This window comes from Mesorhizobium sp. M1A.F.Ca.IN.020.04.1.1 (assembly GCF_003997315.1).
In the GTDB taxonomy this organism is placed as follows: domain Bacteria; phylum Pseudomonadota; class Alphaproteobacteria; order Rhizobiales; family Rhizobiaceae; genus Mesorhizobium.
Map to the genome: position 1 here is coordinate 20,715 of NZ_RZSN01000024.1, position 26,066 is coordinate 46,780.

The window sequence follows — 26,066 nt, forward strand, 5'->3', positions numbered from 1 at the left end:
GGCGTGAGAGCGATCTTTTCCTTCTCGAGACTCGGCGCGCTGCTGATCAAGGAATTCATCCAGATGCGGCGCGACCGCATCACCTTCGCCATGATGCTGGGCGTGCCGCTGATACAGCTGGTGCTGTTCGGCTATGCCATCAACAACGACCCGAGGAGCCTGCCGGCAGCACTCGTCGCGACCAGCAGCGATCCCTACACGCGGGCGATGGTCTCGGCGCTGCAGACCACCGGCTACTATCGCTTCGACCATGTGGCGCAAAGTGCGTCGCAAGCCGAGTTCCTGATGTCGCGCGGCGATGTCGCCTTCGTCGTCACCATCCCGGCCGATTTCGCGCGACGGGTGGAGCGCGGCGACAATCCGCAGATCCTGATCGAGGCGGACGCCACCGATCCGGCGGTGGCGAGCGGTGCCATCTCGACGCTGAGCACCGTCGCCGGCCAAGCGCTGCTGAGAGCGCAAGGCATGCAGGAAGCGGCGAAGGAGGCGGCGCGCGGCCAGCTCGATGTCGTCGTGCACCGGCGCTACAATCCGGAAGGCATCTCGCAATACAACATCGTTCCCGGCCTGCTCGGCGTCATCCTGCAGATGACCATGGTGATGATGACCTCGATCGCGCTGACGCGCGAGACCGAGCGCGGCACGATGGAAAACCTTTTGGCCATGCCGTCCAGCCCGCTCGAGATCATGCTGGGCAAGGTGCTGCCTTACTTGGTGGTCGGCGCGGTGCAGGTGGTGGTGGTGCTGGCAGCGGCGAAGCTCCTGTTTTCCATTCCCTTCATGGGATCGCTGTCGCTCCTGCTCTCGGCGGTGCTGGTGTTCGTGCTGGCGCTGGTGCTGCTTGGCTACACGATTTCGACGATCGCGCGCACGCAGATGCAGGCGCTGCAGCTCACCTTCTTCTTCTTCCTGCCCTCGATCATGCTGTCGGGCTTCATGTTCCCCTATCGCGGCATGCCGGGCTGGGCGCAGATCCTTGGCGAGATCTTTCCGCTGACGCATTTCTTGCGCATCACCCGCGCCGTCATGCTGAAGAGCGCGGAACTGCCGGCTGTGGCGACCGAGATCGGCTGGCTGGTGGTGTTCGTGGCGTTGTTCGCCGGCGTTGCGCTGGTGCGGTTCCGGCGGACGCTGGATTGAGCGGCGACTGACCGATCAGGCCGCCGCCGCCATGATCTCCGCGTAGGTGCCGAAATCGACATTGCCGCCGGAAAGCACCACCGCCAGGCATTTGCCGGCGAGATCGATCTCGCCGGACGCGAGCGCCGCGAGCGCAACGCAGCCGCCGGGCTCGACCACCAGCTTCAAGTACGCCATGGCGTCGCGCATGGCTTGCGCCGTGGCCTTGTCCGAGACGGCGATGGCGCCGGCGAGGTTTTTGCGGTTGATCTCAAAGGTGATGGCACCGGGCTCGGCGGTCAGGATCGCATCGCAAATAGAGGTGTGGCCGGGCTCATTCGAGACCCGGTCACCCTTGGCGAGCGAGCGGCGCGTGTCGTCGAAATGCTCCGGCTCGACCGCCCAGACTTGCGTCTGTGCCGAGGCGTCCTTCACCGCGACGGAAATGCCGCTCGACAGACCCCCGCCGCCGCAGGGCACGACAACTGCGTCCAGGCTGACGCCCAGCGCCTTCGCTTGGCGCACCAGCTCCAGCCCGATGGTGCCCTGGCCGGCAATGATGGCCGGATCGTCGAAAGGCGGCACCAGCGCCATGCCCTTCTCGATATAGGGGCGAACGATGGTCATGCGGTCGTCCTTGAAGCGGTCGAAAGGCACCACCTCAGCGCCCATCTTGCGCACATTGCCGACCTTGAGCGCCGGCGCGTCCGCGGGCATGGCAATGACCGCCCTGACGCCGAACATGGCGGCCGAAGCGGCGACACCCTGCGCGTGATTGCCGGACGAAAAGGCGACGACGCCGCGGCTGCGCTCTTCTTCGCTTAAGCACGACAATTTGTTGTAGGCGCCGCGGATCTTGAAGGAACCGGTGCGCTGCAGCGTCTCCGGCTTGAACAGGATGCGGCCGCCATAGCGCTTGTTGAGCTCCGGCGATTCGATCAGCGGCGTTTCGACGATCAGCCCGGAAAGCCTGGCGGCAGCGGCGTGGATGTCGGAGATGCCGGGGAGGGCGGTCATGGTGGGCCTCGTGAGAATGATGCACATATGCTGCACGGAAAACGCCGCGGCGCGCCAACGAAAAAATGTGATGGAGACAATATTGGCGATGATAGCGTCGACGGCCGTCACCTTCGTCAGTCTCAGGCGGAGCAAGGAGCGAAGCGACGCGGGAATCCATGTCGGCACCTTCGCGATGCGGGCAGCCGAAGCAGAACGGACATTCTTCGCAGGGTCCTCCAGAGCGCGCTCTCGCTTCTGCATTCCGTGATAGCGCTCGCGGAATGATCCTCGGGTCAAGCCCGAGGATGACGAAGCGAAGGGCGGCCACTGCTCACCCCAGCAGCGCGCGCGTCCGCTTCTTGCCGCCGAGCTTGCGCCAGCTGTTGAAACGATGCGTGGCGGCAGCAAAAGAGATCTTCATCTGCTGGGCGACCGTGTAGCGCGACTTGCCGTCGTCGAACATGCGGTAGCAGCATTCGACGCCTTCCTCGGTCAGCTTGCCGTCCAGCGTCTTGTTGTGCGGATTGGCGGGGTCGAATTTTTCGGCCTGCTGCTCGACCAGGCCTTTGAGCCGCTCCAGGTCGGCCTCGATGCTGGCGATGAGATCGAGAACCGGCTTTGGATCGAATGCGTGCGGGGGCTTCTTGTCCGTCATCCCGTGTTTCCTTCGTTTTTGGCTAATGCGTTCCATATAGGTGAACATTCGGCAATAATGAAGGGTGCGAGCGGAAAGCTGGATCGACGAATTCTGCCTGTCCCGCGGCGTTCGCGATTGACCCTCGGCAAACGATTCCCTAGTTTAGAATCGTTCTAAACTAGGGTGATTTCTCATGCTTTCCCGTGTTTTCGGCTTTGGCCGCCGCTCCTTCGATTCGCTGTCGGAGCAGGAAATCCTGGCGCTGGCGATTTCGTCGGAGGAGGACGACGGACGCATCTACCGGGCCTATGCCGACGGGCTGGCACAAGAGTTTCCACAATCGGCCAAGGTGTTCGAGGCCATGGCGGAGGAGGAAGACGGCCACCGCGATTCCCTCATCGAGCTTCACCGCAAGCGCTTCGGCGAGCGCATCCCGCTGATCCGGCGCGAGCATGTGCGAGGCTACTACGAACGCAAGCCCGACTGGCTGGTGCGGCCGCTCGGCATCGAGCATGTGCGCCGTCAGGCCGAGGACATGGAGCGGCAGGCTTATCGCTTCTATGTCGAGGCGGCCAAGCGCACCACCGATGCGTCGACCCGGAAGCTGCTCGACGAGCTGGCGGCGGCGGAACTCGGCCACGAGAACTCCGCGCATGAACTCGAACAGGAGCACGTCCCGGGCGAGGTGAAGGAGGAGGAAGCGACAACCGAGCAGCGCCAGTTCATCCTCACCTATGTGCAGCCGGGGCTGGCCGGGCTGATGGACGGGTCGGTGTCGACCCTGGCGCCGATCTTCGCCGCCGCCTTCGCCACCCATGCAACCTTCCAGACCTTCCTCGTCGGCCTCGCCGCCTCGATCGGCGCCGGCATCTCGATGGGCTTCACCGAGGTGGCTTCCGACGACGGCAAACTTTCGGGGCGCGGCTCGCCGGTGAAGCGGGGGCTCACCGTCGGCATCATGACGACGCTGGGGGGACTCGGCCACGCGCTGCCCTATCTCATTCCCTATTTCTGGACGGCAACGATCGTTGCCGCGATCGTCGTGTTCTTCGAACTGTGGGCGATCGCCTTCATCCAGAACCGCTACATGCAGACGCCGTTCTGGCGCGCCGCCTTCCAGGTGGTGCTGGGCGGCGCGCTGGTGTTCGGAGCGGGTGTGCTGATCGGCAATGCGTGAGGGCCGACCCTCCTGCTCCCCTTGCGGGCCAATTACGCATCAGGCCCACAGGGGAAGGGAGAGCCGCGTTTCACCCATTCACTATGCGGCTGTCTTCGGGCGCTTCAGCCCTTTCATTTAGCCCGTAATCGCGCACCACATGGGCGATGCGCAGACGATAGCCGGCAAAGATGCCGCCACGGCCGGCCTTCTGCGCCTGCCGGTGCTCCTCGGTGTTGCGCCAGGCCTTGACGGCTTCCTCGTCGCGCCAGAAGGACAGCGAGAGCACGCGCCTCGGATCGGTCAGGCTCTGGAAGCGCTCGACCGAGATGAAGCCATCGATGCCGTCGAGCAGGGGCTTGAGCTCGGCGGCGATGCCAAGATAGGCGTCACGTTTTCCCTCCGCCGGCTCGACTTCGAAGATGACGGCGATCATGCCTCTATCCCTTCTTTGACCGTTACGTCGGTGCGAAAGACCTGCCTCGGGCCATGCGGTGCCGAGACCAGTTTCAGGAAGATCCGGTCTTCCTTGAGAATGAATTTCTCGCGCCGCGCGAACTCATAGTTTGCCTTGCCGGCCGGGTCGGCGGCAAGCCGCGCGCGATAGGCTTCGTAGGCCGCGAGGTTCTCGATGTTGTAGGCCGCGTAAGCCGTCGTGGCCGAACCCTCATGCGGCGCGAAATAGCCGATCAGCTCGGCGCCGCAGCGCGGAATGGCCTGACCCCAGGCGCGCGCATATTGCTCGAACGCGGCCTTGCCGAAAGGGTCGATCTCGTAGCGGATGAAGCAGGTGACGGTCATTTCGGTCTCCTCGTCGATTGGCTTACTGGGTCGGTAGGCTTGCTGGCGGCGACGGTTCGACCACGGTCGAAACATCGCTTCACCGGCTGTGCTAGACGTTCTGGTGTCAGCAGCGTTTGCCGAGCTCCTTGAGCTCGCCTGAGAATAGTGCTTCCCTCACGGGAATGCTTCGATGAGGATCGAACTATGCGTGAAGGACCCGATATCGCCCGCATCGCCAGCCTGGTCGGCGACCCGGCCCGCGCCAACATGCTCAACGCGCTGATGGGCGGCACGGCGCTGACCGCGTCGGAGCTGGCGCTTGAAGCCGGCGTGTCGCTGCCCACCGCGTCCTCGCATCTGTCCAAGCTGATGGACGGCGGGTTGCTGACGCTGGCGAGCCAGGGCCGGCATCGCTACTACGGCCTTGCCGGCCCGCAGGTGGCGGGCATGCTCGAGGCGATCATCGGCGTCGCCGAGGCGGTCGGCCCGAAGCGGGTGCGACCCGGCCCGCGCGACGCGGCCATGCGCGTGGCGCGGGTGTGCTACGACCATCTTGCCGGCGAGCAGGCGGTGGCGATGCTCGACCGTCTGGTCGACCGGAAGCTGCTGCTGCGCCAGGAGAACGAGATCAGGCTGTCGCCGTCAGCCATTTCGCATTTCGCCGCGCTCGGCATCGAGATCGACAGCAAAGCGAAGCGGCCGATCTGCCGCGCCTGCCTCGACTGGAGCGTGCGGCGCTCGCATCTGGCCGGCGCGCTGGGCGCCGCCATCCTCGACAAGGTCATCGTCGAAAAATGGGCGCGGCGCGACAAGGACAGCCGCGCCGTGGTGTTCTCGCCGAAGGGCAAGCAGGAGTTCGAGAGGGTATTTCTGGCGTGACGGACTGGCCGGCTCGGCTGTTGGCTAAGCCCGCTTGAGCGGTTTGCCCAGCTTGAAGAAATCCGCCCACGGATCGGCCTTCTTCAGCTGCTTTAGCGTCGTGGCGTCGCCGAGCGGAAACGCATTGGGCGGCAGGCCCTTCTCGATCTCCGGCCAGGTCACCGGCATCGACACCGTCGCGCCCTTCTTGGCGCGCGAGGAATAGGGCGCGACCGTGGTCGCGCCGCGACCGTTGCGCAGATAGTCGACGAAGATCTTGCCGGTGCGCGCCTTCTTCGACAGCGTCGCCGTGTAGCGGTCGGGCGCGGCCTGCTCCAGGGCGCGGGCGAAATCATGGGCGAAGTCCTTCACCTCGTCCCATTCGGCGGAGGGCTTGAGCGGCACCAGCACGTGATAGCCCTTGCCGCCAGACGTCTTGACCAGCGTCGGCAGCGACAGGTCGTTCAGCTTGGCTCGGATATCGAGGGCGGCGGCACGCACCGCCTCGACCCCGATGCCCTCGTCCGGATCGAGGTCGAAGATGATCTGGTCCGGCTTTTCCAGTTCGTCGACGGTCGAGCCCCAGATATGAACCTCGGCGACGCCGTATTGGACAAGGGCTGCAAGCCCGTCGAAATCCCTGATGAACAAGATCTCCTCGCCGTCGGTCGGATCGTTCATCCTGGCGATCTTGTCGCTCATGCCCGGTGAGGCATGTTTTTGGAAGAAGCGCTGGCCATGGATGCCGTCGGGCGCCCGCACAAGGCTGAGCGGCCGGTTGACGACGAATGGCTCAATTCGCGGCCAGACCAGGGCGTAGTGATCGAGGAGATCCTGCTTGGAGACCTTTTCGTCGGGCCACAGCAGCTTGTCGGGATGCGACAGCTTCACCGAGGTCTTCGCCGTTCCGGCCGAGGTTTTTGTCTCGGTCCTGCCGCTGCTCGCCTTTGCTCCGCTTTTTGTCTTGCCGTCGGCTTGCTTCGGCTTTTCCTGCACCACGTCCTCCGCCGGCTTGTCCTCGCGCAGCCCCTGGAACGAGGCGTGGCGGATTATATGGTCGGATGTCCAGCTGCGGAACTCCACTTCGCCGACAAGCTCGGGCTTGACCCAGACGAGGCCCTTGCCCTTCGGCACGGCGGCAGAAAAAGGCGACTTCGTCGTCCTGAGGCTGTCGAGTTTTTTCTTAAGGTCCGCAGCCACCTTGCCGGAAAAGCCGGTGCCGACGCGGCCGGCATAGTTGAGCTTGCCGCCTTCATGATAGCCGACCAGCAGCGAGCGCAGGCCGCGCCCGGTCTTGTCGGAGGGCAAGTAGCCGCCGATGACGAATTCCTGGCGCAGCGTGCACTTCGACTTGATCCAGGTGAGGCCGCGGCCGCTGCGATAGGGCGCGTCGGCACGTTTCGACACCACGCCTTCGAGACCCATGCGGCAGACATGCTGCAGCATGACGCTGCCTGGTTCCGCAAAATGATCGCTGAAGCGGACGGCGGATTGCTCCGACCGCTCGCCGAGCAGTTCGGCCAGCGCCTGCTTGCGCTCGACCAGCGGCTCGCGGCGAAGGTCCTCGCCATTGAGCCGCATCAGGTCGAAGACGTAGTAGATGAAGCGGTCGGTGCGGCCGGCCGAGAGATCCGCCTGCAGCATGGCGAAGGAGGACACGCCGCTGTCGGCCAACACGACGATCTCGCCGTCGATGATGGCGTCGCGGCATTTCAGTCCGGCAAGCTCGGCCACGACCGGACCTTCGAACTTCTTCGTCCAGTCAAGGCCGGTGCGGGTCAGCAGCCGGACATCGCTGCCGGCGATCTGCGCCTGCATGCGGTAGCCGTCGAACTTCACCTCATGCACCCATTCCTCGCCGGAAGGCGCAGTCTTTTCGAGCGTCGCCAGCTGCGGCTCGACGAATTCGAGGCGTGGGGATTTTGCCTTGCCTGCAGCCGGCTTGTTGGAATGCCAGACCCTTGGTTTGGCGCCCTTGGCCGTCTTGCCCTCGCCGATCTCCTCGATGGTCAAGCCCGACTTTACCGATTGCGGCGCCTCTACAAGTATGTCTTCACCAGGGCGGGCGGCGGCGTCATCGGATTTGATCAGCAGCCAGTTGTCGCGCTTTTCGCGCGGGCGCGGCTTCAGCCTGACCAGATGCCAGCGGCCGTTGAGCTTCTGGCCTTCGAGCTCGAAGTCGATATGGCCCTTCTTCATGCCCTTGGCCGGGTCGCCGTCGGGGATCCACCGGCCTTCGTCCCAGACGAGGACGGAACCGCCGCCATATTCGCCCTTCGGAATGGTGCCCTCGAAAGACGCATAGTCGATCGGGTGGTCCTCGACATGCACCGCCAGCCGCCTCTCGTGCGGGTCGAGACTCGGTCCGCGCGTGACCGCCCAGCTCCACAACACGCCATCATGCTCGAGCCGAAAGTCATAGTGGAGCCGCGTCGCGGCATGCTTCTGGACAACGAAGATGCCGCCGGCGTCGGTCTTCTTGCCGGGCGCGAGCTGGCCGGCCGGCTCCGAGGTTTTCCGGAAATCGCGCTTGGCGTGGTATTGCTCGAGGCCGGCCATGACATCGTGCTCCTATGCGGATCTGCGCCTGGACGTAGACGCCACGGCGACCTCCCTGGCAGGCGGGTGCCATCGCAACGGCCAAGGCTCCGCTTCGGTTCCGGGCAGGCGAAAGGCCGGCGGCTGTCCGCCGGCCTTTCGGGCTCACAACTAGCTATTCGGCAGCCTGGAGGTTGACCTTGCTTTCCGCGATCTCGGTGAGCTTGCGATCTGTCGCCTCTTCTTCCTTGAGGTTCTTGGCCAGCACATTGGCGCAGTCGCTGCGGCCGAGCTGCTTGGCCCAGGCGATCAGCGTGCCGTAGCGCGTTATCTCGTAATGCTCGACGGCCTGAGCCGAGGCGATCAGTGCGGCATCGAGGACCTCCTTGTCCTCCACGTCGCCGCTCACGTCGTCAGCCTCCTCGAGGATGCCGTCGATGGCGGGGCAGTTGACGGTCTTGGCCTTGACGCCATGCAGCTCGAATACCTGCTCGACCCGTTCGATGTGGCCCTTGGTCTGCGCGAGATGCTTCTCGAAACCGGCTTTCAATTGCGAATCCGTCGCCTTGTCGATCATCTTCGGCAGCGATTTCTCGATCTGTTTTTCGGCATAATAGATGTCGCGCAGCGTGTGGACGAAGAGGTCGTCCAGCGTCTTGATGTCCTTCGAAAAGAAACCCATGGCGGTTGCCTTCCATGTCTGGTGTTGTCCGGAAGTTGTGCGGCCGGTCCGCCGCCAACGCGGCCGGGTTCGGCCCCGGCCTTGATCGATCAACGTCACCGCGCAGGGCAGGTTCCTGCCGGCGGACGACGCCGCACGGAAATTTCAAGCCACCTTCGATGCGTGAAACAGAAGCGCGCCCAAGCGACATAGAGACGAAACATATGTGATGCAAAAGTCACACGAGCCGGAAACGCGACAAAAGGCGTGGAAAGACCGCGAATCAGCCGCATTCCGGCCACGATGCAACGCGTTTCGGACCAGAAATTAACATGGCGTTCACCGACTATTCACGCCTCGAGGCTATGATCCCCGCAATTCGGAAGGGACATCCGAAAACGGGACAGGGACAGGGAAAATGAACTTCTGGAACCACATCGCCGGCTATGCCGCCGCCATCCGCGAATTCGTCGCGCCGACCTATCGGCCCGAGCGCTATTACATGCGCGGCCCGGGCCCGGCCTGCGCACGCCGCGGCAACTCGCTCGGCATCGGCACGCACTGACCACGATGCTCGACAGCCGCCACAACAGCCGGATCTGCAAGCCGGTCGCCGACACCCGCGCCACGACCTATCGTGACGAGCGCCCCGCCGTCATCGACGGCAGGCGTGCGACAACGCCGCGACTTTGACGCCGCCGCCGGCTGGCTTAGTGTCCCCCTAGCTTAGTGCCTAGGGGCACAAGCAGCCGGGGCCGACATGACCGACCTGTCCGAACAGAAACGTCCCCTTCTCCCAGGCCAAGCTTACGATGCCCGCCAGCCGCTGCTCGTGTTCGACGGCGTCTGTGTGTTCTGCTCGGGCTTCGTCCAGATCGTCCTCAAGATCGACCGCAAGAAACGCTTCCGCTTGGCCACCGCGCAATCGCCGCTCGGCGAGGCGCTGTTTCGTGAGCACGGCCTGCCGACCGAGGATTACGACAGCAACCTCGCCATCATCGACGGCGCCGCCTTCACGAAGCTCGACAGTTTCGTCGCCGTCATGGCGGCGCTCGGCTGGCCGTGGCGCGCCGCGAGATTGCTGCTCGTCCTGCCGCGGCCGCTGCGCGACTGGCTGTACGACCGCATCGCCAAGAACCGCTGTGCGCTGTTCGGCCGCAAACACAGCTGCGAGATCCCCTCCGCCGAGCTGCGACAGCGGCTGATCAGTTGAGATCGGAGGGTCGGATGAAGCTTCTGATTGTCCGCGGTTACGGCACCTTCGGCGGACGCATCGTGCAGTTGCTGGAGAGCGAGCCGCGTCTGACCTTGCTCGTCGCCGGCCGCTCGCTCGCCAAGGCCGAGGCCTATTGCAAAGGACGAGGCGGCACCAAGTCCAGGCTCGTGCCGATCGCGACGCGGATTTTATCGCGGCTGGCTCGAACCCGCGCAGGCTTCGAGCACGACCGAATCCCCGGCCGTCCCGCCAAGTTCCAGGCAACTCGTGACCGTGCACAAGGTCCAGCCTTCCCCGGTTGCGCCGGATGCGGCGAGCACCAGACGCGGCTGTGATCGGACCCTGGGAGCATAGACCCACCATCCGTCCCGCAGCACCGAACCTTCCGGCGGCTCCATGCCGGCGCCGGAGCCCTTGACGCGCGCTTCGACGACGCGCAGACCTGCCGGCGTCACCTTCCAGTCCTCTTGCCAGCGCGTCCGTTCCACCGAATGCGTCCAGGACAAGGTAAAGGCGGCAACGGCAAGCGTCACCGACTTGCCGGCTGCGAGGATGCACAGGCTCATGCAGGGCCGGCCGCGGATGCCTGGCGCGCGCGCCAGCGGTGCCAGCCGATCCAGAGCAGCGCCAGCGCCCAGCCGCTTTCGTCGGTGAGCGGCAGCGCCGCCACCAGCAGCACGCCGGCGGCGAAGGCGACCAAGCGCTCCCACCAGGCCATGCGGCGAGCGAGGAAGCCGACGGCGGCGGCGCCCCAGAGCACGATGCCCATGCAGGCTTTGGCGACGACGTAGGCGACCTCGACCGGATAGCCGAACGAAGCCGCGATCGGGCCTGCATCCTGCAGCATCAGCGCCGGCGTGTAGACGGCCATGAACGGCACGACGAAGCCGGCGATGGCGAGCTTGGTCGCCTGAATGCCGATCTTCAGCCCGCTTTCCCTGGCCATGGGCGCCGCGGCGAAAGCGGCGAGCGCCACCGGTGGGGTGAGATCAGCCATGATGCCGAAATAGAAGACGAACATGTGGCTGACGATGAGCGGCACGCCGAGCGACAGCAGCGCCGGGCCGGCGAGCGAGGAGGTGATGATGTAGTTGGGGATGGTGGGGATGCCCATGCCGAGCACCAGGCAGGTGAGCATGGTGAGCAGCAGCGACAGGAACAGATTGTTCTCGCCGATGGAGATGATCCAGCCGATGAAGGTCGAAGCGATGCCAGTCAGCGTCAGCGTGCCGATGACGATGCCGACGATGGCGCAGGCGATGCCGACAGGCAGCGCGTTCTTCGCCCCTTCGGCAAGCGAGTCGACGCAGATGCGCAGCGTCTCGCGACCGCCCTTGAAAGTTACGCAGGCGACAATGAGCGCCGCGATGACGAGGCCGAGGATGTTGACGCCGAAGCGCATGAAGGAGGCGGCGGCAAGGCCGAGCGCCAGCCAGAAGACGACGCGGAAGGCGAACGGTCCGATCAGCGCCGCCAGCGGCGTGCCGAGGATCAGCACGATGGTCAGCGCCAGGCCCATGGTGCCGGCGAAGATCGGCGTATAGCCGGCGAAGAGCAGGTAAACCAGCACGGCAAGCGGCAGCACGAGCGGCCAGTGCTGCCGCACCGCATCCCAGGGATTGGGCAGCTCAGCCTTGGCCATGCCGTGCAGGCCGGCCTTGCCCGCCTCCAGATGCACCTGCCAGAAACAGGCGCCGAAATAGAGCAACGCCGGAATGATCGCCGCCTTCACCACCTCGGCGTAAGGGACGTTCAGCGTCTCGGCCATGATGAAGGCGACCGCGCCCATCACCGGCGGCATGATCTGGCCGCCCATCGAGGACGTTGCCTCGACGGCGCCGGCGAAGGCCGAGCGGAAGCCGAAGCGCTTCATCAGCGGAATGGTGAACTGGCCGCTCGCCACGACATTGGCGACGCCCGAACCGGAGATGGTGCCCATCAACGCCGAGGAGAGCACGCAGACCTGGGCCGGACCGCCGCGCCAGGAGCCGACCAGGCCAAGCGCGAAATCGTTGAACAGCGCGATCATGCCGGCGCGTTCGAGGAAGGCGGCGAAGACGACGAAGATGAAGATGTAAGCCGCCGACACATAGACCGGCGTGCCGTATATGCCTTCGGTGCCGAAGGCGAAGGTGTCGACGAGCTGGGCGAAATCGTAGCCGCGATGGATGAAGGGCGGCGGCAGGTGATTGCCGACGAAGCAATAGGCGAGGAAGATGAAGGCGATCACCGCGAGCGGCAGTCCCATCAGCCGCCTCGCCGCTTCGAAGACGAGCACCACCAGCAGCGTGCCGACGATCAGGTCCGGCGTGGTGAGGAAGCCGGAGCGGCGGATGAGGTCGGCGTAGAAGACCCAGTTGTAGAGGCCGGTGCCGAAGCCGAGCGCGCCGAGCGTCCAGAACGCGGCCTTCGCCGCTACGCCGGTGGCGCGCAGGTTGGCGATCAGGCCGAAGCCGAGCAGCAGCAGGAAGCCGACATGCATGGCGCGCACCACCTGGCTGGGCAGGCTGCCATAGGCGGCGATGTAGATCTGGAAAACGGAGAAGGCGACGGCAATCAGGAAGGCCGCCTTGCCGGCGATGCCGCCGCCGAAGCCCGGCGGCAGGCCTTCGACCTGTTCTTCGGCGACAGGGAGATGAAAAGTGGTCGAATTGCCGTCGGTCGTTGTTCCAGACGTTGCTTTGCTCATCCGACGCGCTCCATAGCAGACTGCCGCGCCATCCTCGCTTACTTGATCAGCCCTTTTTCCTTGTAATATTTCTCCGCGCCGGGATGCAGCGGCACCGGCATGCCGTCCAGCGCCTTGGCCGGATCGATCGCCTTGGCGGCGGCATGGGCGGCGGCGAGCTGGTCGAGATGCTCGAACATCAGCTTGGTCATCTGATAGGCGGTCTCGTCGGAAACATCGGCCCGGGTGACAAGGAAATTGCCGACCGCGGCGGTGGCGACATCCTCGGTCTGGCCCTCATAGGTGCCCTTGGGAATGATCACCGAAAGATAGGGCGAGCCGATCTTGGCGACGTCCTCGGCCGGCACGGCGACGACGTTGATCGGCACCGAAGTTGCGAGATCGCGGATCGAGGCGACGCCCAGGCCCGCCGATTGCAGCGTGGCGTCGAGCTGCCGGTTCTTGATCAACTCGACCGACTCGGCGAATGGCAGGTACTCGACCCGTCCAAGATCCTCATATTTCAGCCCGGCGGCGGCGAAGATGGCTCGGGCGTTGAGCTCGGTGCCGGAGGCGGGCGCGCCGACCGACAGGCTCTTGCCCTTGAGGTCGGCGAGGGTCTTGATGCCGGACTCCTTGCTGGCGACGATCTGAATATAGTTCGGATAGATGGCGGCGATGCCGCGCAGCTTGTCGAGCTTGCCGGGGAAGCCGGCTTCGGTGTTGCCTTCGGCGGCGAGCTTGACGGAATCGCCGAGCGCGAAGGCGATCTCGCCCTTGCCCTGCTGCAGCAGGTTGAGGTTCTCGACCGATGCCTTGGTTGCCTGCACCTGGGTGCGGGCGCCTTCGATGCCCTTGCCGTAGATTTCCGACAGCGCGACGCCGAGGGGATAGTAGACGCCCGACGTGCCGCCGGTCAGCACGGTGATGAATTCCTGTGCCCCGGCCGACATGGCGCCGAGGCCGAGCGACAATGCCAAAGCGCCGGCGGCAACAAATTTCGTCCTGAAATCGAGCATTTTGTTTCCTCCTCCTGATGGTCGCGCCGCGCCGCCTCTGCCGGCGCGAAGCTGGGAGTTTAGACAGGAGACGCCAAATGCCAACCCGCAATTGCAGCCATTAGACGAACGATCGAGGGGTGGCGAAAGCGCCGGCTTGCGCTCGATTGCTTTGGAGGCGAAAGATTTTCGCGGCGCCTGTCGAAATCGGCCGTGGCCGCACGACATAGGTCGGCCCGCGACGACGCGGCCTTCGAGAAAACGGAGAAGACCATGCGATACATGCTTTTGATCTACAATGACGAAGCGGCAATGGCGAATGCGCCGCGCGACAAGACCGAACAGACGCTTGCCGCCTACGGTGCCTATACCGAAGCCTTGAAGAGATCCGGCGCGTACCTCGCCGGCGAAAGGCTGCGTCCGACCCAGGCGGCCACTTCGATACGGCTCGCCGACGGCAAGACCAATGTGCTCGACGGTCCCTATGCCGACACAAAGGAACAGCTTGCCGGCTTCTACATGATCGAAGCGACCGACATCGACACCGCGATGGAATGGGGCGCGCGCTGCCCGGCAGCCAGCACCGGCACGGTCGAGGTGCGGCCGATCTGGGAAATGACCGACTACCGGTCCTAGCAATATGGACAAGCGCCCGGAGACGGCGCGGGCGGCGGCCGAGGCGGCCGCCCGGCAGAGCTACGGCAAGCTGGTTGCCTATCTCGCTGCTCGCATGCGCGACGTTGCCGGCGCCGAGGACGCGTTGGCCGACGCGTTCGCCGCCGCACTGGAGCGCTGGCCGAAGAGCGGCGTGCCCGAAAAGCCGGAGGCCTGGCTGCTGGCGGTGGCGCGCCGCCGCGACGTCGACGCCGTGCGGCGGCGGCTGACCGGCGAGGCGGCCCGCGGCCACCTGCAGCTGATTGCCGAAGAGGCGGAGGCGCGCATGACGCACGAGGATTTGCCCGACGAGCGGCTGAGGCTGATGTTTGCCTGCGCACATCCGGCGATCGAGGCCAGCGTACGCGCGCCGCTGATCCTGCAGACCGTGCTTGGCTTCGACGCCGCAACCATCGCCTCGGCCTTTCTGGTCTCGCCGACGACGATGGGCCAGCGCCTGGTGCGCGCCAAGAGCCGCATCCGCGAGGCCGCCATCCCCTTCCGGGTACCGGAGCGGGCCGAGCTCGGCGAGCGGCTCGAGGCGGTGCTGGAAGCGATTTACGCCACCTTCGCCGAGGGCTGGTCGGATCCGGCCGGCACCGAGACGCGCCGGCGCAACCTGGCCACGGAAGGCATCTGGCTCGGCCGGCTGGTCGCGTCGCTGATCCCGGACGAGCCGGAAACGCTCGGGCTCCTGGCGCTGATGCTTTTCGCCGAAGCGCGGCGCACGGCGCGGCGCAGTCCCGACGGCGACTTCGTGCCGCTGGCTGAGCAGGACGTGGCGCTTTGGGACGACAAGCCGATCGACGAGGCGGAAGCGCTGCTCAGGCGCGCCGCGATCAGGGGAACCATCGGCCGCTACCAATTGGAGGCTGCGGTCCAGTCGGCGCACACAGCAAGGCGGCGGAGCGGCCGCACCGACTGGGCCGCGATCCGCCAGCTTTACGACGCGCTGATGGCGATTGCCGGCTCGCCGGTGGTGGCGATCAACCGCGCTGTCGCGATCGCCGAAGCCGAGGGCGCAGCCGAGGGTCTTGCCGCGCTCGACGAGATCGGCGGCGACAAGCGGGTTGGCGAGTACCAGCCTTATTGGGCGGCGCGGGCCGAGCTCTTAGCCAGGCTCGGCAGGACGGCCGAGGCCGCCGAGGCTTACGACCGGGCGATCGGCCTCGAGCGCGATCCGGCCTTGCGCCATTTCCTGCAGGCCGAGCGGGGGAAGCTGGTCCGCAACTGAGGCGAGACGGCGGTTCCAGCAACTAGTCCTGCGGCCACATCTCATGAGAAAGGTTCAGTTTCCGCATGATCGCATGCTGGCGCAACTTGCCCCACAGCCGTTCGATGTTCGGCCAGGCCACGCGAGCGCTCTTGGTGTCGGGATGCCAGGCCACCAGCATCACGAGATAGATGTCGACCAGCGAAAGTTCCTCACCGGCCAGCCACTCACGGCCGGCGAGCGCGCTATCGAGAATGGCAAAGCCGCGATCCATTTCGGCAATAGCCGCCTCCTTGACCACCTGCACGCTATCGGCGTCGGCCGTGTAGCGGTGGGGGTAATAGAGCCTCAGGATCGCGGGATAGAGCGCCGACGACATGAAGGCCATCCAGCGCAGGAAATCGGCGCGCGCCGGCGAGCCCGCTTGCGGCGCCAGATGCGCTTCTGGATGACGCTCGGCGAGCAGGATGCAGATCGCCGCCGATTCGGTCATCGACCGGCCGTCGGGCAATGTCAGCGCCGGCACCTGGTTCAGCGGGCTGATGGCGAGGAAAGCCGGATCGGGCGGATCCTTCTTCGGCACGTCGATCTGCCGGAAAGGCGCGCCGGCCATAGCCAAGGCCGCCTCGACGACGAAGCCGCCGCTGCCGGGACGCGTGTAAAGCTTGTACATAAAATCCTCCCGCCGGCCGATTCGAGGCCGGCGGCGATTTGAACCGGAAGCGGCGCCTTCCTCAAGCCGGGCGTCCGCTTGCCACAGACGCTTTTTGAGCGATCCAGCTTGCATCATCCCGGGAGTGCCGCTTGTTCGCAAGCTCTTGAGATTGGCTGTGGCGTTCCCGACTTGGTCATCCACGTGCGAGCAACGAGCTGCGCGACGCGCGCAGACCCGAGGATCCATGCCTTGACGTCTCCACGTCACAAGCGTTGCGGATCTTTCTGCGGAGGAGGAACAGCGGCTCCGTTAATCTCGGATAAGACAGGTGGTATCCATTCTGGACCGTGGCATTTCCCGGCCATTCTTCGAGGTATGAGCGCCTACGCCCCCAGCCCGTCGAACAGGATCGTCGAGAGATAGCGCTCGGCGAAGGACGGGATGACGACGACGAGGTTCTTGTCCTTGTTTTCCGGCCGCGAGCCGACGACGATCGCCGCCTGCAGCGCGGCACCCGACGAGATGCCGACCGGCACGCCTTCGAGGCGGGCGACGAGGCGCGCATTGGCGACCGAATCCTCGTTCGAGACCCTGACGATCTCGTCATAGATCGTGGTGTCGAGGATCTTGGGCGCGAAGCCGGCGCCGATGCCTTGAATCTTGTGCGGGCCGGGCTGGCCGCCGGAGAGCACCGGCGAGGCTTCCGGCTCGACCGCCACGACATGCAGCGAAGGCTTGCGCTTCTTCAGCACCTGGCCGACGCCGGTGATCGTGCCGCCGGTGCCGATGCCGGCCACGAAGATGTCGACCTCGCCATTGGTGTCGTTCCAGACCTCCTCCGCCGTGGTGCGGCGGTGGATTTCCGGATTGGCCGGATTCTCGAACTGCTGCGGGATGATGGCGTTGGGCAGCGTGGCGGCAAGCTCGTCGGCCTTGGCGATGGCGCCCTTCATGCCTTTCGGGCCTTCGGTGAGCACCAATTCGGCACCGAGCAGCGCCAGCATCTTGCGACGTTCGACCGACATTGTCTCCGGCATGGTGAGGATCAGCTTGTAACCCTTGGCGGCGGCGGCGAAGGCCAGCGCGATGCCGGTGTTGCCGGAGGTCGGTTCGATCAGCGTGGTCTTGCCCGGCGCGATCTTGCCGGCCTCCTCCAGCGCCTCGATCATCGAGACGCCGATGCGGTCCTTGACCGAGGCGATCGGGTTGAAGAATTCAAGCTTAGCCAGCAGGTTGGCGACGACGCCCTTCTCCTTGGCGAACTTATCCAGCCGCACCAGCGGCGTGTCTCCAATCGTCTCGGTGATCGAGTTGAAGATGCGGCCGCGGCCGGGGACGCGCGCGGAGGTGACGGGCTTGTTCATTGGTTTCGCTCCCAAGGCAAAGGCATAGGCATACAGAATAAGGCTTTCAGCCGCGCAAGATAGGCTGCCCGCCGAAAATATCCGAGTGGGGCGGCTGCTGAAAACCTCCCCGCGCCGGAAATGCATTTTTTGGATCGGCCCGTTTTGGGGACGCTTTCCCCGAAACGGGGGCCGGTTGAGAATGCGGCCTATTGACGGGCCGCGATGGCGGCTGCCGCTCCCATCATGAAGCCGGCGGCGGTGCGGTTCAGCACCTTGAGCGCGCGCGGCGATCTCAGGAACCAGCGCGCCTTGGCAGCCAGCGCCAGATAGGGGACCAGCACCACGAACAGGACGACAACGGTCAGCGCGACAAGGATGCCGTAGTCGGCCGGCGTGATCGTCTTCAGGTCGACGATGGTCGGCGTGATGGCGAGATAGAAGATCATCGTCTTCGGGTTGCCGAGCGTCACCGTCAGCCCGGCGATGAAGCTCGACGCCAGGCCGCTTCTGCCCTTGCGCGCCTCGACCGTCTCGGGCGAGATGCCGCTCGTCCAGAAGCGCCAGGCAAGGAAGGCGAGATAAGCGACCCCCGCCCATTTGATGGCGAGGAAGACCATGCCGAAGGTCTGGGCGACGAAGGCGAGGCCGAGCACGACGGCAGTGAGGTAGGTAATGTCGCCGAGCATGAGACCGAACGACATAGCGAGCGACGAACGGAAGCCGGAGCCGAGCGCGCGGGCAACAAGCGCCGTCACGCCGGGGCCCGGAATGGCGGCGGCGACGCCGAGGGCGGCGCTGTAGGCGAGAAATCCTGTCAGTGTCATGGCTTGAACCCAGCGCTATCCCGAGATCGGGATCCAGAGCGGCGGCCTTTTACCACGGCGTCGGGGCGGCGTTAATTGCCTTGCGGCCGGATTCGGTTGCACCAGCGCCGCTTCAGGACCGGCCGTCGCCGTAGGTGACGCGCCATATCGTGCCGTTGCCGTCCTCGGTCAGGATCAGCGAACCATCCTTCGCCACCGCGACACCGACCGGCCGGCCCCAGACCGCATCGTCGGCAATGACGAAGCCGGTGGCGAAATCCTCATATTCGCCGGTCGGCTTGCCGTCCTTGAACTTCAGCCGCACCACCTTGTAGCCGGTGCGGACATTGCGGTTCCACGAGCCGTGCAGGGTGACGAAGGCGTCGCCCTTGTAGTCGGCCGGGAAGTTGCCGCCCTCATAAAAGGCGATGTTGAGCGGCGCCGAATGTGCCTGGATCAGCACGTCCGGCACCGTGACCTTGCCGGCGAGATCGGGCCGCGCGCCTTTGTGGCGCGGATCCTCGTTGTCGCCGATATAGTACCAGGGCCAGCCATAGAAGGCTCCCTCCTTGACGGCGGTCGCATATTCGAAAGGCACGTTGTCGCCGAGCTCGTCGCGTTCGTTGACGACGCACCAGAGCGCGCCCGTAGCCGGCTGCACCGTCATGCCCGAGCAGTTGCGCAGGCCGGTGGCGACCATCCTGCGGTTCTTGCCGTCAGGATCGAAAGCGAGCACATCCGCTCGGCCTTCCTCCGCGCCCCAGGTAGCGCCGAGCGGTGCCGATCTCGCCCATTCTTCGACGCCGCCCTTCGGCCTCGCTCCAATGCCCTCTGCGGTATTCGAGCCCGAGCCGACCGAGAGATAGAGCGTTTTGCCGTCGGGCGAAAAAGCGATGTCGCGCGTCCAGTGATGGCTCGACGGGATGTCCGAGACGATCGTTTCCGGCTCGCCGGAAGCTTTGAGGTCGCCGTCGCGATAGGCAAAGCGGACGACGCTGTTGCTGTTGGCGACATAGACCCATTGCGGCTTGTCGCCCGGCGGATAGAAGGCGATGCCGTAGGGCCGGGTCAGGCCTTTGGCAAAGACCGACTTCTCGGCCGGCTTGGCGCTGCCTTCGGCCAGTCGATAGACGCGGACCTGGTTCGCCCTGCTGTCGGCGACGAAGAGATCGCCGTTCGGCGCCGTGCGCACGACACGCGGGCTGCTGATGCCCGAAGCCACCAGCTCGGCCGAAAAGCCGGGTGGAAGGGCTGGCTTGGCATCCTCGGGGCGATCGGTGACACCGCCTCCGTTCGAGGCGGATTCGGCGACATTCGGCTTCGGGAGATCGTCGGGCCTGATGAGGCGCCGCACGCCGGGCCGGTCGGCCTTCCAGTCACCGAAGGCCTTCTTGCCGGTGAGCAAGGGCTGATCGGCCTGTTGCGCGACGGCGCCGGAGGCCAGGAGCAAGGCGAGGGCGGCAAGGCCGGCAATCCGTATCATGCTGTTCTCCGTTATTCGCCAACGTGCATCAGCAACCAGACAGCGAATATCGGGCAGGCTCTCCAAAAGAGAAGCCGGGCATGCAAATTTTGACGGAAAGCGCCGGCAGTTCAGCTCTCTTCGATATCCAGATCGTCGTCGAGCTGCTTTTCCAGCGCGACCAGATCGGCCGGCAGCGGCAGGCCCATGGCGCGCATTTCCCTGAGCTTCTCGCGCAGTAGCTCCTGGATCTCGTGATCGTCTTCCGGCTGGTTCACCATCTCCTCGAGCAGCAGGCTGATCTGGGCCTTGAACGATTCCAGCGCCATTTCCACCCTCCTTGCGACGTTTCCCGCTTGCCTATCTCAGCATGCGCGAAATCAACTGGGCCGTATAGTCGACCATCGGGACGATGCGGGCATAGTTCAATCGCGTCGGGCCGATGACGCCGAGCGCGCCGACGACGCGCGCATCCTTGTCGCGATAGGGCGCGACCACGAGCGACGAACCGGACAGCGAAAACAACTTGTTCTCCGAGCCGATGAAGATGCGCACGCCCGGACCTTCCTCGGCGAGGTCGAGGAGCTGCAGCAGTCCGTCCTGCGTTTCCAGATCCTCGAACAGATGGCGCAGCAATTCGAGATCGGCCTGGGCGGTGACGTTTTCCAGAAGATTGGCGCGGCCGCGCACGATGAGGCGCGCCGGCAGGCCGCTTTCGGCGCCGGCCCAGACCGCGAGGCCCTTCTCGACCAGCTCCTGCGACAGCGTGTCGAGAGCCGCCCTGGTCTCGTCTTTGATGCGCGCGATCTCGACCCGGGCCTCGGCCAGCGTGCGGCCGCGGATATGGGCGTTGAGGAAGTTCGAGGCCTCGTGCAGCTGCGAGACGGTGATACCGGCCGGCAGGTCGACAACGCGGTTCTCGACATCGCCGCTCTGCGACACCAGGACGGCGAGCGCCTTGGTGGGTTCCAACTGAATGAACTCGATGTGCTTCAGAGCCACCTCATTCTTGGCGGCGAGCACCAGGCCGGCGCCGCGCGACATGCCGGAGAGCATCTGGCTGGCCTCGGTCAGCATATGCTCCAGCGTGGCGCCCGAGCCCGAGGCACGCACCTGCGCCTCGATGACGCGACGCTCGTCGTCCGACAGATCGCCGAGCTCCATGAAGGCATCGACGAAGAAGCGCAGGCCGGTCTGGGTCGGCAGGCGGCCGGCCGAGATGTGCGGCGCGTAGATCAGCCCCAGATGCTCGAGGTCGCTCATCACGTTGCGGATGGTGGCCGGTGACAGCGACGACGGCAGGATGCGCGACAGGCTGCGCGAGCCGACCGGCTCGCCGTCGCGCAGATAGGAATCGACAATCCGCCGGAAGATGTCGCGCGAGCGCATGTCGAGCGACTGAAGCACGGGCGGCTGCGATGCGGGATCGACTGCCTTGTTCATTCCAGCGAAAAACCTCCTATCGAAAGATATAGACTTAAGGCTCCCTGGCGCAACCCGGGCCATTTTCGCTAGCGCCGTTTCCTTGGCGCCCCGTTTCCTTGGCGCCCTTTTCCTTTGCGCCATCCGCCGCATGCGTCTACAAGCCGCCGACGAATCCAAAACCATAGGAAAGAAGGCCGAATGCGCCCCTCCAAACGCCAGCCCGACGAAATGCGCGCCATCTCCTTCGAGCGCGGCGTCTCCAAGCATGCCGAAGGCTCGTGCCTGGTGAAATTCGGCGACACGCATGTGCTGTGCACGGCGAGCCTAGAGGAAAAGGTGCCGGCCTGGATGCGCAATTCCGGCAAGGGCTGGGTTACGGCCGAATACGGCATGCTGCCGCGCTCGACGGGCGAGCGGATGCGCCGCGAGGCTTCCGCCGGCAAGCAGGGCGGCCGGACGCTGGAGATCCAGCGGCTGATCGGTCGTTCGTTGCGCGCCGTTGTCGACCTGCAGGCGCTAGGCGAACAGCAGATCACCGTCGACTGCGACGTTATCCAGGCCGACGGCGGCACCCGCACCGCCTCGATCACCGGCGGCTGGGTGGCGCTATACGATTGCCTGCGCTGGATGGAAGCGCGCCAGATGGCCAGCGTTTCCAAGGTTCTCAAGGACCATGTCGCGGCGATCTCCTGCGGCATCCATGACGGACAGCCGGTCATCGATCTCGATTATCTTGAGGATTCCTCGGCCGGCACCGACGCCAATTTCGTCATGACCGGCAAGGGCGGCATCGTCGAGATCCAGGGTACTGCGGAAGGCGAGCCCTTCTCCGAAGAGCAGTTTTCGGCGCTGATGGGGCTGGCCAAAAAGGGTATTTCGCGGCTGGTGAGCCTGCAGCAGATGGCGGTGGCGTAGGGTCACCGATGAGGTCGACGATCCTTCGCATCCCCCTCTGGCCTGCCGGCCATCTGCCCGACAGGGCAGAGGGGGGTGCTTCGTGACTCCCTCCGCGATTCTGGAATCAGCGCTCTACGTCACAGATCTAACCGCTGCCGAAGCCTTCTACCGCGACATCCTCGGCCTGGATCCGCTGGGCAAGGTCGAAGGTCGCCACGTCTTCTTCCGCTGCGGCAACGGCGTGCTGCTCATCTTCAATGCCGAGGCGACGAAAATTCCGCCGGCGCCCGACGCCAGGCTGAAGGTGCCGCCGCACGGCACGGTCGGCGAAGGGCATCTTTGCTTCACCGCGACTGCGGCCGAGATCGCCCAATGGCGCAAGCATTTGGCGGCCAAGAACATCGCCATCGAAAGCGATTTCGAGTGGCCGCAGGGCGGACATTCGATCTATATCCGCGACCCTTCGGGCAATTCGATCGAGTTCGCCGAACCAAGGATCTGGGGTCTCTGAATGCATTCTTTGAACGGACAAAAGATCGTCGTCGCCAGCCACAATGAAGGCAAGCTGCGCGAATTCGCCGACTTGATGGCCCCGTTCGGCTTCGAGGCGAAGTCGGCCAAGGATTACGGCCTGCCGGAACCGGACGAGACCGGCACGACCTTCGAGGAGAATGCCTATATCAAGGCCTATGCCGCCGCCAAGGCCACCGGCCTGCCGGCGCTGTCGGACGATTCGGGGCTCTGCGTCGACGCGCTCGACGGGGCGCCCGGCGTCTACACCGCCAACTGGGCCGAGACGGCGGACGGCACACGCGATTTCGGCATGGCCATGCAGCGCACCGAAGTGGCGCTGCAGGAGGTCGGCGCGACCGAGCCGGCGCAGCGCACCGGCCGTTTCGTCGCCGTCATCTGCCTCGCCTTTCCCGATGGCGAGGCCGAATATTACCGCGGCGAGGCCGAAGGCACGCTGGTCTGGCCGCCGCGCGGCACGCTCGGCTTCGGCTACGATCCGGTGTTCCTGCCCAACGGCTTCGCCAAGACTTTTGGCGAGATGAGCGCCGAGCAAAAGCATGGCTGGAAGCCCGGCCAGGCAACAGCCCTGTCGCACCGCGCCCGCGCCTTCCAGAAGTTTGCCCAGGCCCGCTTGGATTTGGCGCGGCTGGATCTGGCGCGGCTCAGGTCAAAATGATCGGAACAGGCCAGACCATGCCGCTCGACCGCAGCCCCGGCTTCGGCGTCTATATCCATTGGCCGTTCTGCGCGGCCAAATGCCCTTACTGCGACTTCAACAGCCACGTTCGCCACCAGCCGGTCGACCAGGAGCGTTTTGCGCGGGCCTTCGAGACGGAGCTCAAGACGATGCGCGCCCGCACCGGGCCGCGCGAGGTGACCAGCATCTTCCTCGGCGGCGGCACGCCGTCGCTGATGAAGCCGGAAACGGTGTCAGCGGTTCTGGAAGCCGTAGCGAAGAACTGGACGGTGCCTGCCGGGATCGAGGTGACGCTGGAGGCCAACCCGTCCTCGGTCGAGGCGGAGCGCTTCCGCGGTTATCGGGCGGCCGGCGTCAACCGTGTCTCGCTCGGCGTGCAGGCGCTGAACGACAAGGACCTGCGCTTCCTCGGCCGGCTGCACAATGTCGAGGAGGCGCTGCACGCCATCGGGCTGGCGCGGGAAATCTTTCCGCGGCTCTCCTTCGACCTGATCTATGCGCGGCCCGGCCAGACGCCGGAGGCTTGGGCTTTAGAGCTTGAGGAAGCGATCGGGCATGCCGCCGACCACCTGTCGCTCTATCAGCTCACGATCGAGGAGGGCACGCCGTTCCATGCACTCCACTCAGCGCGAAAATTCGTCCTGCCCGACAACGACCATGCCGCCGACCTCTACGCGCTGACGCAGGAGGTGACCGCGGCGCACGGGCTTCCGGCCTACGAAATCTCCAACCACGCGCGGCCGGGCGCGGAAAGCCGGCACAACCTGACTTATTGGCGCTACGGCGAATATGTCGGCGTCGGACCCGGCGCGCATGGCCGCTTCGTCGAGAACGGCCGCCGTACCGTGACGGTCGCGGAAAAGATGCCTGAGACCTGGGCCAACCTGGTCGAAGCCAGGGGCCATGGCGTCACCGGCGGCGAGGTGCTGACGCGCGCCGAAGAAGCCGACGAGTTCCTATTGATGGGGCTGCGGCTGGCCGAAGGCATCGACCTCCAGCGCTACGAGACGCTTGCCGGGCGTAGTCTGGCGAGCGACCGATTGTCGGTGCTGCAGGAAGAGGGGCTGGTGGCGCCGGTCGGCAACGCCCGCCTCCGCGCCACGACCGCCGGCATGATCGTGCTCGATGCGGTGGTGGCAGACCTCGCGCGGTGAAAAAGGTTCTCTTCGTCTGCAGCCAGAACCGCCTGCGCAGCCCCACCGCCGAGCAGGTGTTTTCCAGGCGCCGCGACCTCGAGGTCGAATCGGCCGGCACCAATCACGACGCGGACAACCCCGCTGACGCATGAACTGGTCGCGTGGGCCGAGATCATCTTCGTCATGGAGAAGGCGCATCGCGTCAAGCTGCAGAAGAAGTTCCGGTCAAGCCTGATGCGGGCACGGGTGATCTGCCTCGACATCCCGGACAACTATGCGTTCATGGATCCGGAACTGGTGCGGCTGCTCGAGGCGAAGGTCACTAACTATCTGGGCTGAATGGCGTCAGGCGCCAAGCATGGCGCTTCGCTCCTCGCTCCGCCTGGGATGAGGCGAGAGATCGCGAAGGGTCGCAGCTGCTCTAGGCGTCGTGCTTCTGACGCTGCTTCCCGCGATCCTTTTCCGCATGCGCGTCGCCGGAACGGCCCTGCTTCAGATCGGTCTTGTCGCGGCGGTTCCCGTGCTGGGCGGCGATCGGATGGGAAGGAATGCCCTCGCGGGCGGTCTTGCTTTCGAGTCGTGTGATGAAAATGTCGAAGCGATTGGGCATCGTCCGGTCAGTGCTCCGTCGTGCTTTCGGTTTCGGTCGAGGCGTCTTGAACCGCGGGGCTTGGAAGCGGCTTCATCGCTTCCTTGTCCTTTGTCCTGGCGGAGGGTTCCCGATCCTCCGAACCGGCAACCTTCTCCGATCCGGCAAAGCGCTTGCAGCCCGAATAATAGGGCGTGAAAGCGTCTTGAATGATCAGGCTGTCCATCCTGTCCTCCTCCTCGGGAATCAGGGGTAAAATCCGCCTTATGCGGTTTGGTTCCGCATCGTGGCAAAGGCATGGCGATTCCCTTGCATCGCCATCACGTTTTGCAACCGCAGATCAGCCGTGGCAAACAGTGGCGCGTGGGGAGGGCCTCAATTGACCGGCGACAAACGCAGCTATGTAATCGGGCAGACCGAAATTGCGGCGCGGCCGCTGGAGCCGGCGCTCTATCTGGTGGCGACGCCGATTGGCAATCTCGCCGATGTCACGCTGCGTGCGCTGGAGACGCTGGCCGGCGCCGACATCGTTGCCTGCGAGGACACCCGCGTCTCGCGCGTGCTGCTCGAACGCTACGGCATTCGCCGGCGCACCACGGCCTATCACGAGCACAATGCAGCCGAGGCCGGGCCGAAGCTGATCGAGTCGCTCGCTGCCGGACAAAGCGTGGCGCTGATCTCGGATGCCGGCACGCCGCTGGTTTCCGATCCCGGCTACCGGCTGGTCGGCGAGGCGCTGGAGCGCGGCATCCGCGTTATTCCGGTGCCCGGACCGTCGGCGGCGCTTGCCGCGCTGACCGCTTCCGGCCTGCCTTCCGACACCTTTCTGTTCGCCGGCTTCTTGCCGGCCAAGGCGGGCCAGAGGCTCACCAAGCTCGAAAGCTTCAGGCAGGTGCCGGCGACGCTCATCTTCTATGAATCGCCGCGCCGGCTGGCCGAGACGCTTGCTGCGATGGCGCAAGCGCTTGGCGGAGCGCGCAAAGCGGCGATTGGCCGCGAGCTCACCAAGGCGTTCGAGGAGATGCGAACGGGAACGCTCGGAG

29 protein-coding genes and 1 pseudogene are annotated in these 26,066 nt (G+C 65.2%); 13 read left to right on the forward strand and 17 right to left on the reverse strand.

Annotated elements, in window-relative coordinates; all coding sequences use genetic code 11:
* Positions 1-3: 3 nt before the first annotated feature.
* On the forward strand, positions 4-1,140 hold the full coding sequence (locus EOA49_RS08020) for an ABC transporter permease (RefSeq protein WP_127240174.1): 1,137 nt from the start codon (positions 4-6) through the stop codon (positions 1,138-1,140).
* 15 nt (positions 1,141-1,155) lie between these two features.
* Here EOA49_RS08020 and EOA49_RS08025 read toward each other — a convergent pair whose 3' ends face one another.
* The gene (locus tag EOA49_RS08025; protein ID WP_127240172.1) at positions 1,156-2,136 is read right to left on the reverse strand and encodes a threonine/serine dehydratase; all 981 of its coding nucleotides are present in this window, start codon (positions 2,134-2,136) and stop codon (positions 1,156-1,158) included.
* A gap of 313 nt (positions 2,137-2,449) precedes the next feature.
* Positions 2,450-2,773, reverse strand: coding sequence for a hypothetical protein (locus EOA49_RS08030; protein ID WP_067324609.1), 324 nt, complete (start codon positions 2,771-2,773; stop codon positions 2,450-2,452).
* A 175-nt stretch (positions 2,774-2,948) separates the two neighbouring features.
* Between EOA49_RS08030 and mbfA the strand changes: the two genes are divergently transcribed.
* Positions 2,949-3,932, forward strand: coding sequence for an iron exporter MbfA (gene mbfA / locus EOA49_RS08035; protein ID WP_067003167.1), 984 nt, complete (start codon positions 2,949-2,951; stop codon positions 3,930-3,932).
* A 70-nt stretch (positions 3,933-4,002) separates the two neighbouring features.
* Here mbfA and EOA49_RS08040 read toward each other — a convergent pair whose 3' ends face one another.
* Both EOA49_RS08040 and EOA49_RS08045 read right to left on the reverse strand, forming a co-directional pair.
* Positions 4,003-4,347, reverse strand: coding sequence for an antibiotic biosynthesis monooxygenase (locus EOA49_RS08040; protein WP_067003170.1), 345 nt, complete (start codon positions 4,345-4,347; stop codon positions 4,003-4,005).
* A complete protein-coding gene (locus EOA49_RS08045; RefSeq protein WP_067003171.1) occupies positions 4,344-4,712 on the reverse strand; it encodes an NIPSNAP family protein in 369 nt (122 codons plus the stop codon). Before EOA49_RS08045 ends, EOA49_RS08040 begins: the two co-directional genes overlap by 4 nt.
* Before the next feature lie 186 nt (positions 4,713-4,898).
* Here EOA49_RS08045 and EOA49_RS08050 point away from each other — a divergent pair, with 186 nt between their 5' ends.
* A complete protein-coding gene (locus EOA49_RS08050) occupies positions 4,899-5,573 on the forward strand; it encodes a winged helix-turn-helix domain-containing protein (RefSeq protein ID WP_067323441.1) in 675 nt (224 codons plus the stop codon).
* 24 nt (positions 5,574-5,597) lie between these two features.
* Here the strand turns inward: EOA49_RS08050 and ligD are convergent, their stop codons facing one another.
* The gene (ligD, locus tag EOA49_RS08055; protein ID WP_127240173.1) at positions 5,598-8,111 is read right to left on the reverse strand and encodes a DNA ligase D; all 2,514 of its coding nucleotides are present in this window, start codon (positions 8,109-8,111) and stop codon (positions 5,598-5,600) included.
* A 154-nt stretch (positions 8,112-8,265) separates the two neighbouring features.
* Complete coding sequence (locus EOA49_RS08060; RefSeq protein WP_067003177.1) at positions 8,266-8,772, reverse strand: ferritin-like domain-containing protein; 507 nt, start codon at positions 8,770-8,772, stop codon at positions 8,266-8,268.
* Positions 8,773-9,169: 397 nt separating this feature from the next.
* Between EOA49_RS08060 and EOA49_RS08065 the strand changes: the two genes are divergently transcribed.
* Both EOA49_RS08065 and EOA49_RS08070 read left to right on the forward strand, forming a co-directional pair.
* Complete coding sequence (locus tag EOA49_RS08065; protein WP_082980733.1) at positions 9,170-9,316, forward strand: hypothetical protein; 147 nt, start codon at positions 9,170-9,172, stop codon at positions 9,314-9,316.
* A 195-nt stretch (positions 9,317-9,511) separates the two neighbouring features.
* Positions 9,512-9,964 carry a DCC1-like thiol-disulfide oxidoreductase family protein gene (locus EOA49_RS08070; RefSeq protein ID WP_095825070.1) on the forward strand — a complete coding sequence of 151 codons (453 nt, stop codon included), beginning with the start codon at positions 9,512-9,514 and terminating at the stop codon, positions 9,962-9,964.
* Positions 9,965-10,155: 191 nt separating this feature from the next.
* Here the strand turns inward: EOA49_RS08070 and EOA49_RS08075 are convergent, their stop codons facing one another.
* The 3 genes from EOA49_RS08075 to EOA49_RS08085 are packed head-to-tail and all read right to left on the reverse strand — an operon-like array spanning position 10,156 to position 13,654.
* Positions 10,156-10,533 carry a DUF1850 domain-containing protein gene (locus EOA49_RS08075; RefSeq protein ID WP_127241936.1) on the reverse strand — a complete coding sequence of 126 codons (378 nt, stop codon included), beginning with the start codon at positions 10,531-10,533 and terminating at the stop codon, positions 10,156-10,158.
* A complete protein-coding gene (locus tag EOA49_RS08080) occupies positions 10,530-12,656 on the reverse strand; it encodes a TRAP transporter permease (protein WP_127241935.1) in 2,127 nt (708 codons plus the stop codon). The genes EOA49_RS08075 and EOA49_RS08080 overlap by 4 nt, the downstream gene beginning before the upstream one ends.
* A gap of 38 nt (positions 12,657-12,694) precedes the next feature.
* Positions 12,695-13,654, reverse strand: a complete 960-nt coding sequence (locus EOA49_RS08085; RefSeq protein WP_067003186.1) for a TAXI family TRAP transporter solute-binding subunit — start codon at positions 13,652-13,654, stop codon at positions 12,695-12,697.
* Positions 13,655-13,906: 252 nt separating this feature from the next.
* Here EOA49_RS08085 and EOA49_RS08090 point away from each other — a divergent pair, with 252 nt between their 5' ends.
* Both EOA49_RS08090 and EOA49_RS08095 read left to right on the forward strand, forming a co-directional pair.
* Complete coding sequence (locus EOA49_RS08090) at positions 13,907-14,269, forward strand: YciI family protein (protein ID WP_127241934.1); 363 nt, start codon at positions 13,907-13,909, stop codon at positions 14,267-14,269.
* Between the two features lie 4 nt (positions 14,270-14,273).
* Positions 14,274-15,521: a DUF6596 domain-containing protein gene (locus tag EOA49_RS08095; protein ID WP_127243113.1), complete on the forward strand. Its 1,248-nt coding sequence runs from the start codon at positions 14,274-14,276 to the stop codon at positions 15,519-15,521.
* Between the two features lie 22 nt (positions 15,522-15,543).
* On the opposite strand, the gene EOA49_RS08100 is transcribed toward EOA49_RS08095, so the two are convergent.
* The 6 genes from EOA49_RS08100 to hrcA form a co-directional block, all read right to left on the reverse strand.
* The gene (locus EOA49_RS08100; protein WP_127241324.1) at positions 15,544-16,173 is read right to left on the reverse strand and encodes a glutathione S-transferase family protein; all 630 of its coding nucleotides are present in this window, start codon (positions 16,171-16,173) and stop codon (positions 15,544-15,546) included.
* Positions 16,174-16,538: 365 nt separating this feature from the next.
* Positions 16,539-17,519, reverse strand: a complete 981-nt coding sequence (gene cysK / locus EOA49_RS08105; protein WP_067003192.1) for a cysteine synthase A — start codon at positions 17,517-17,519, stop codon at positions 16,539-16,541.
* Positions 17,520-17,707: 188 nt separating this feature from the next.
* Entirely contained in the window at positions 17,708-18,325 is a 618-nt protein-coding gene (locus EOA49_RS08110) for a LysE family translocator (protein ID WP_067323453.1), read from the reverse strand.
* Between the two features lie 112 nt (positions 18,326-18,437).
* Entirely contained in the window at positions 18,438-19,787 is a 1,350-nt protein-coding gene (locus EOA49_RS08115; RefSeq protein WP_127241323.1) for a sorbosone dehydrogenase family protein, read from the reverse strand.
* A gap of 110 nt (positions 19,788-19,897) precedes the next feature.
* A complete protein-coding gene (locus EOA49_RS08120) occupies positions 19,898-20,095 on the reverse strand; it encodes a hypothetical protein (RefSeq protein WP_067003314.1) in 198 nt (65 codons plus the stop codon).
* Positions 20,096-20,126: 31 nt separating this feature from the next.
* On the reverse strand, positions 20,127-21,209 hold the full coding sequence (hrcA, locus tag EOA49_RS08125) for a heat-inducible transcriptional repressor HrcA (RefSeq protein ID WP_067003197.1): 1,083 nt from the start codon (positions 21,207-21,209) through the stop codon (positions 20,127-20,129).
* A 180-nt stretch (positions 21,210-21,389) separates the two neighbouring features.
* Between hrcA and rph the strand changes: the two genes are divergently transcribed.
* The 5 genes and pseudogenes from rph (at position 21,390) to EOA49_RS08150 (ending at position 24,773) form a co-directional block, all read left to right on the forward strand.
* Complete coding sequence (gene rph, locus EOA49_RS08130; RefSeq protein ID WP_067003199.1) at positions 21,390-22,106, forward strand: ribonuclease PH; 717 nt, start codon at positions 21,390-21,392, stop codon at positions 22,104-22,106.
* A gap of 82 nt (positions 22,107-22,188) precedes the next feature.
* Positions 22,189-22,599, forward strand: a complete 411-nt coding sequence (locus tag EOA49_RS08135; protein WP_095799529.1) for a VOC family protein — start codon at positions 22,189-22,191, stop codon at positions 22,597-22,599.
* On the forward strand, positions 22,600-23,277 hold the full coding sequence (rdgB, locus tag EOA49_RS08140; RefSeq protein WP_067323458.1) for an RdgB/HAM1 family non-canonical purine NTP pyrophosphatase: 678 nt from the start codon (positions 22,600-22,602) through the stop codon (positions 23,275-23,277).
* The gene (gene hemW / locus EOA49_RS08145; RefSeq protein ID WP_127241322.1) at positions 23,274-24,452 is read left to right on the forward strand and encodes a radical SAM family heme chaperone HemW; all 1,179 of its coding nucleotides are present in this window, start codon (positions 23,274-23,276) and stop codon (positions 24,450-24,452) included. The genes rdgB and hemW overlap by 4 nt, the downstream gene beginning before the upstream one ends.
* A pseudogene (locus EOA49_RS08150) lies at positions 24,449-24,773 on the forward strand (low molecular weight protein tyrosine phosphatase family protein). The gene hemW and the pseudogene EOA49_RS08150 overlap by 4 nt, the downstream one beginning before the upstream one ends.
* An 82-nt stretch (positions 24,774-24,855) precedes the next feature.
* Here EOA49_RS08150 and EOA49_RS08155 read toward each other — a convergent pair.
* Together EOA49_RS08155 and EOA49_RS08160 are read right to left on the reverse strand one after the other, a co-directional pair.
* A complete protein-coding gene (locus EOA49_RS08155) occupies positions 24,856-25,044 on the reverse strand; it encodes a hypothetical protein (RefSeq protein ID WP_067003209.1) in 189 nt (62 codons plus the stop codon).
* Between the two features lie 7 nt (positions 25,045-25,051).
* A complete protein-coding gene (locus EOA49_RS08160) occupies positions 25,052-25,249 on the reverse strand; it encodes a hypothetical protein (RefSeq protein ID WP_067003211.1) in 198 nt (65 codons plus the stop codon).
* Between the two features lie 153 nt (positions 25,250-25,402).
* Between EOA49_RS08160 and rsmI the strand changes: the two genes are divergently transcribed.
* The coding region (rsmI, locus tag EOA49_RS08165; RefSeq protein ID WP_127243114.1) for a 16S rRNA (cytidine(1402)-2'-O)-methyltransferase at positions 25,403-26,066 on the forward strand (664 nt) is incomplete at its 3' end.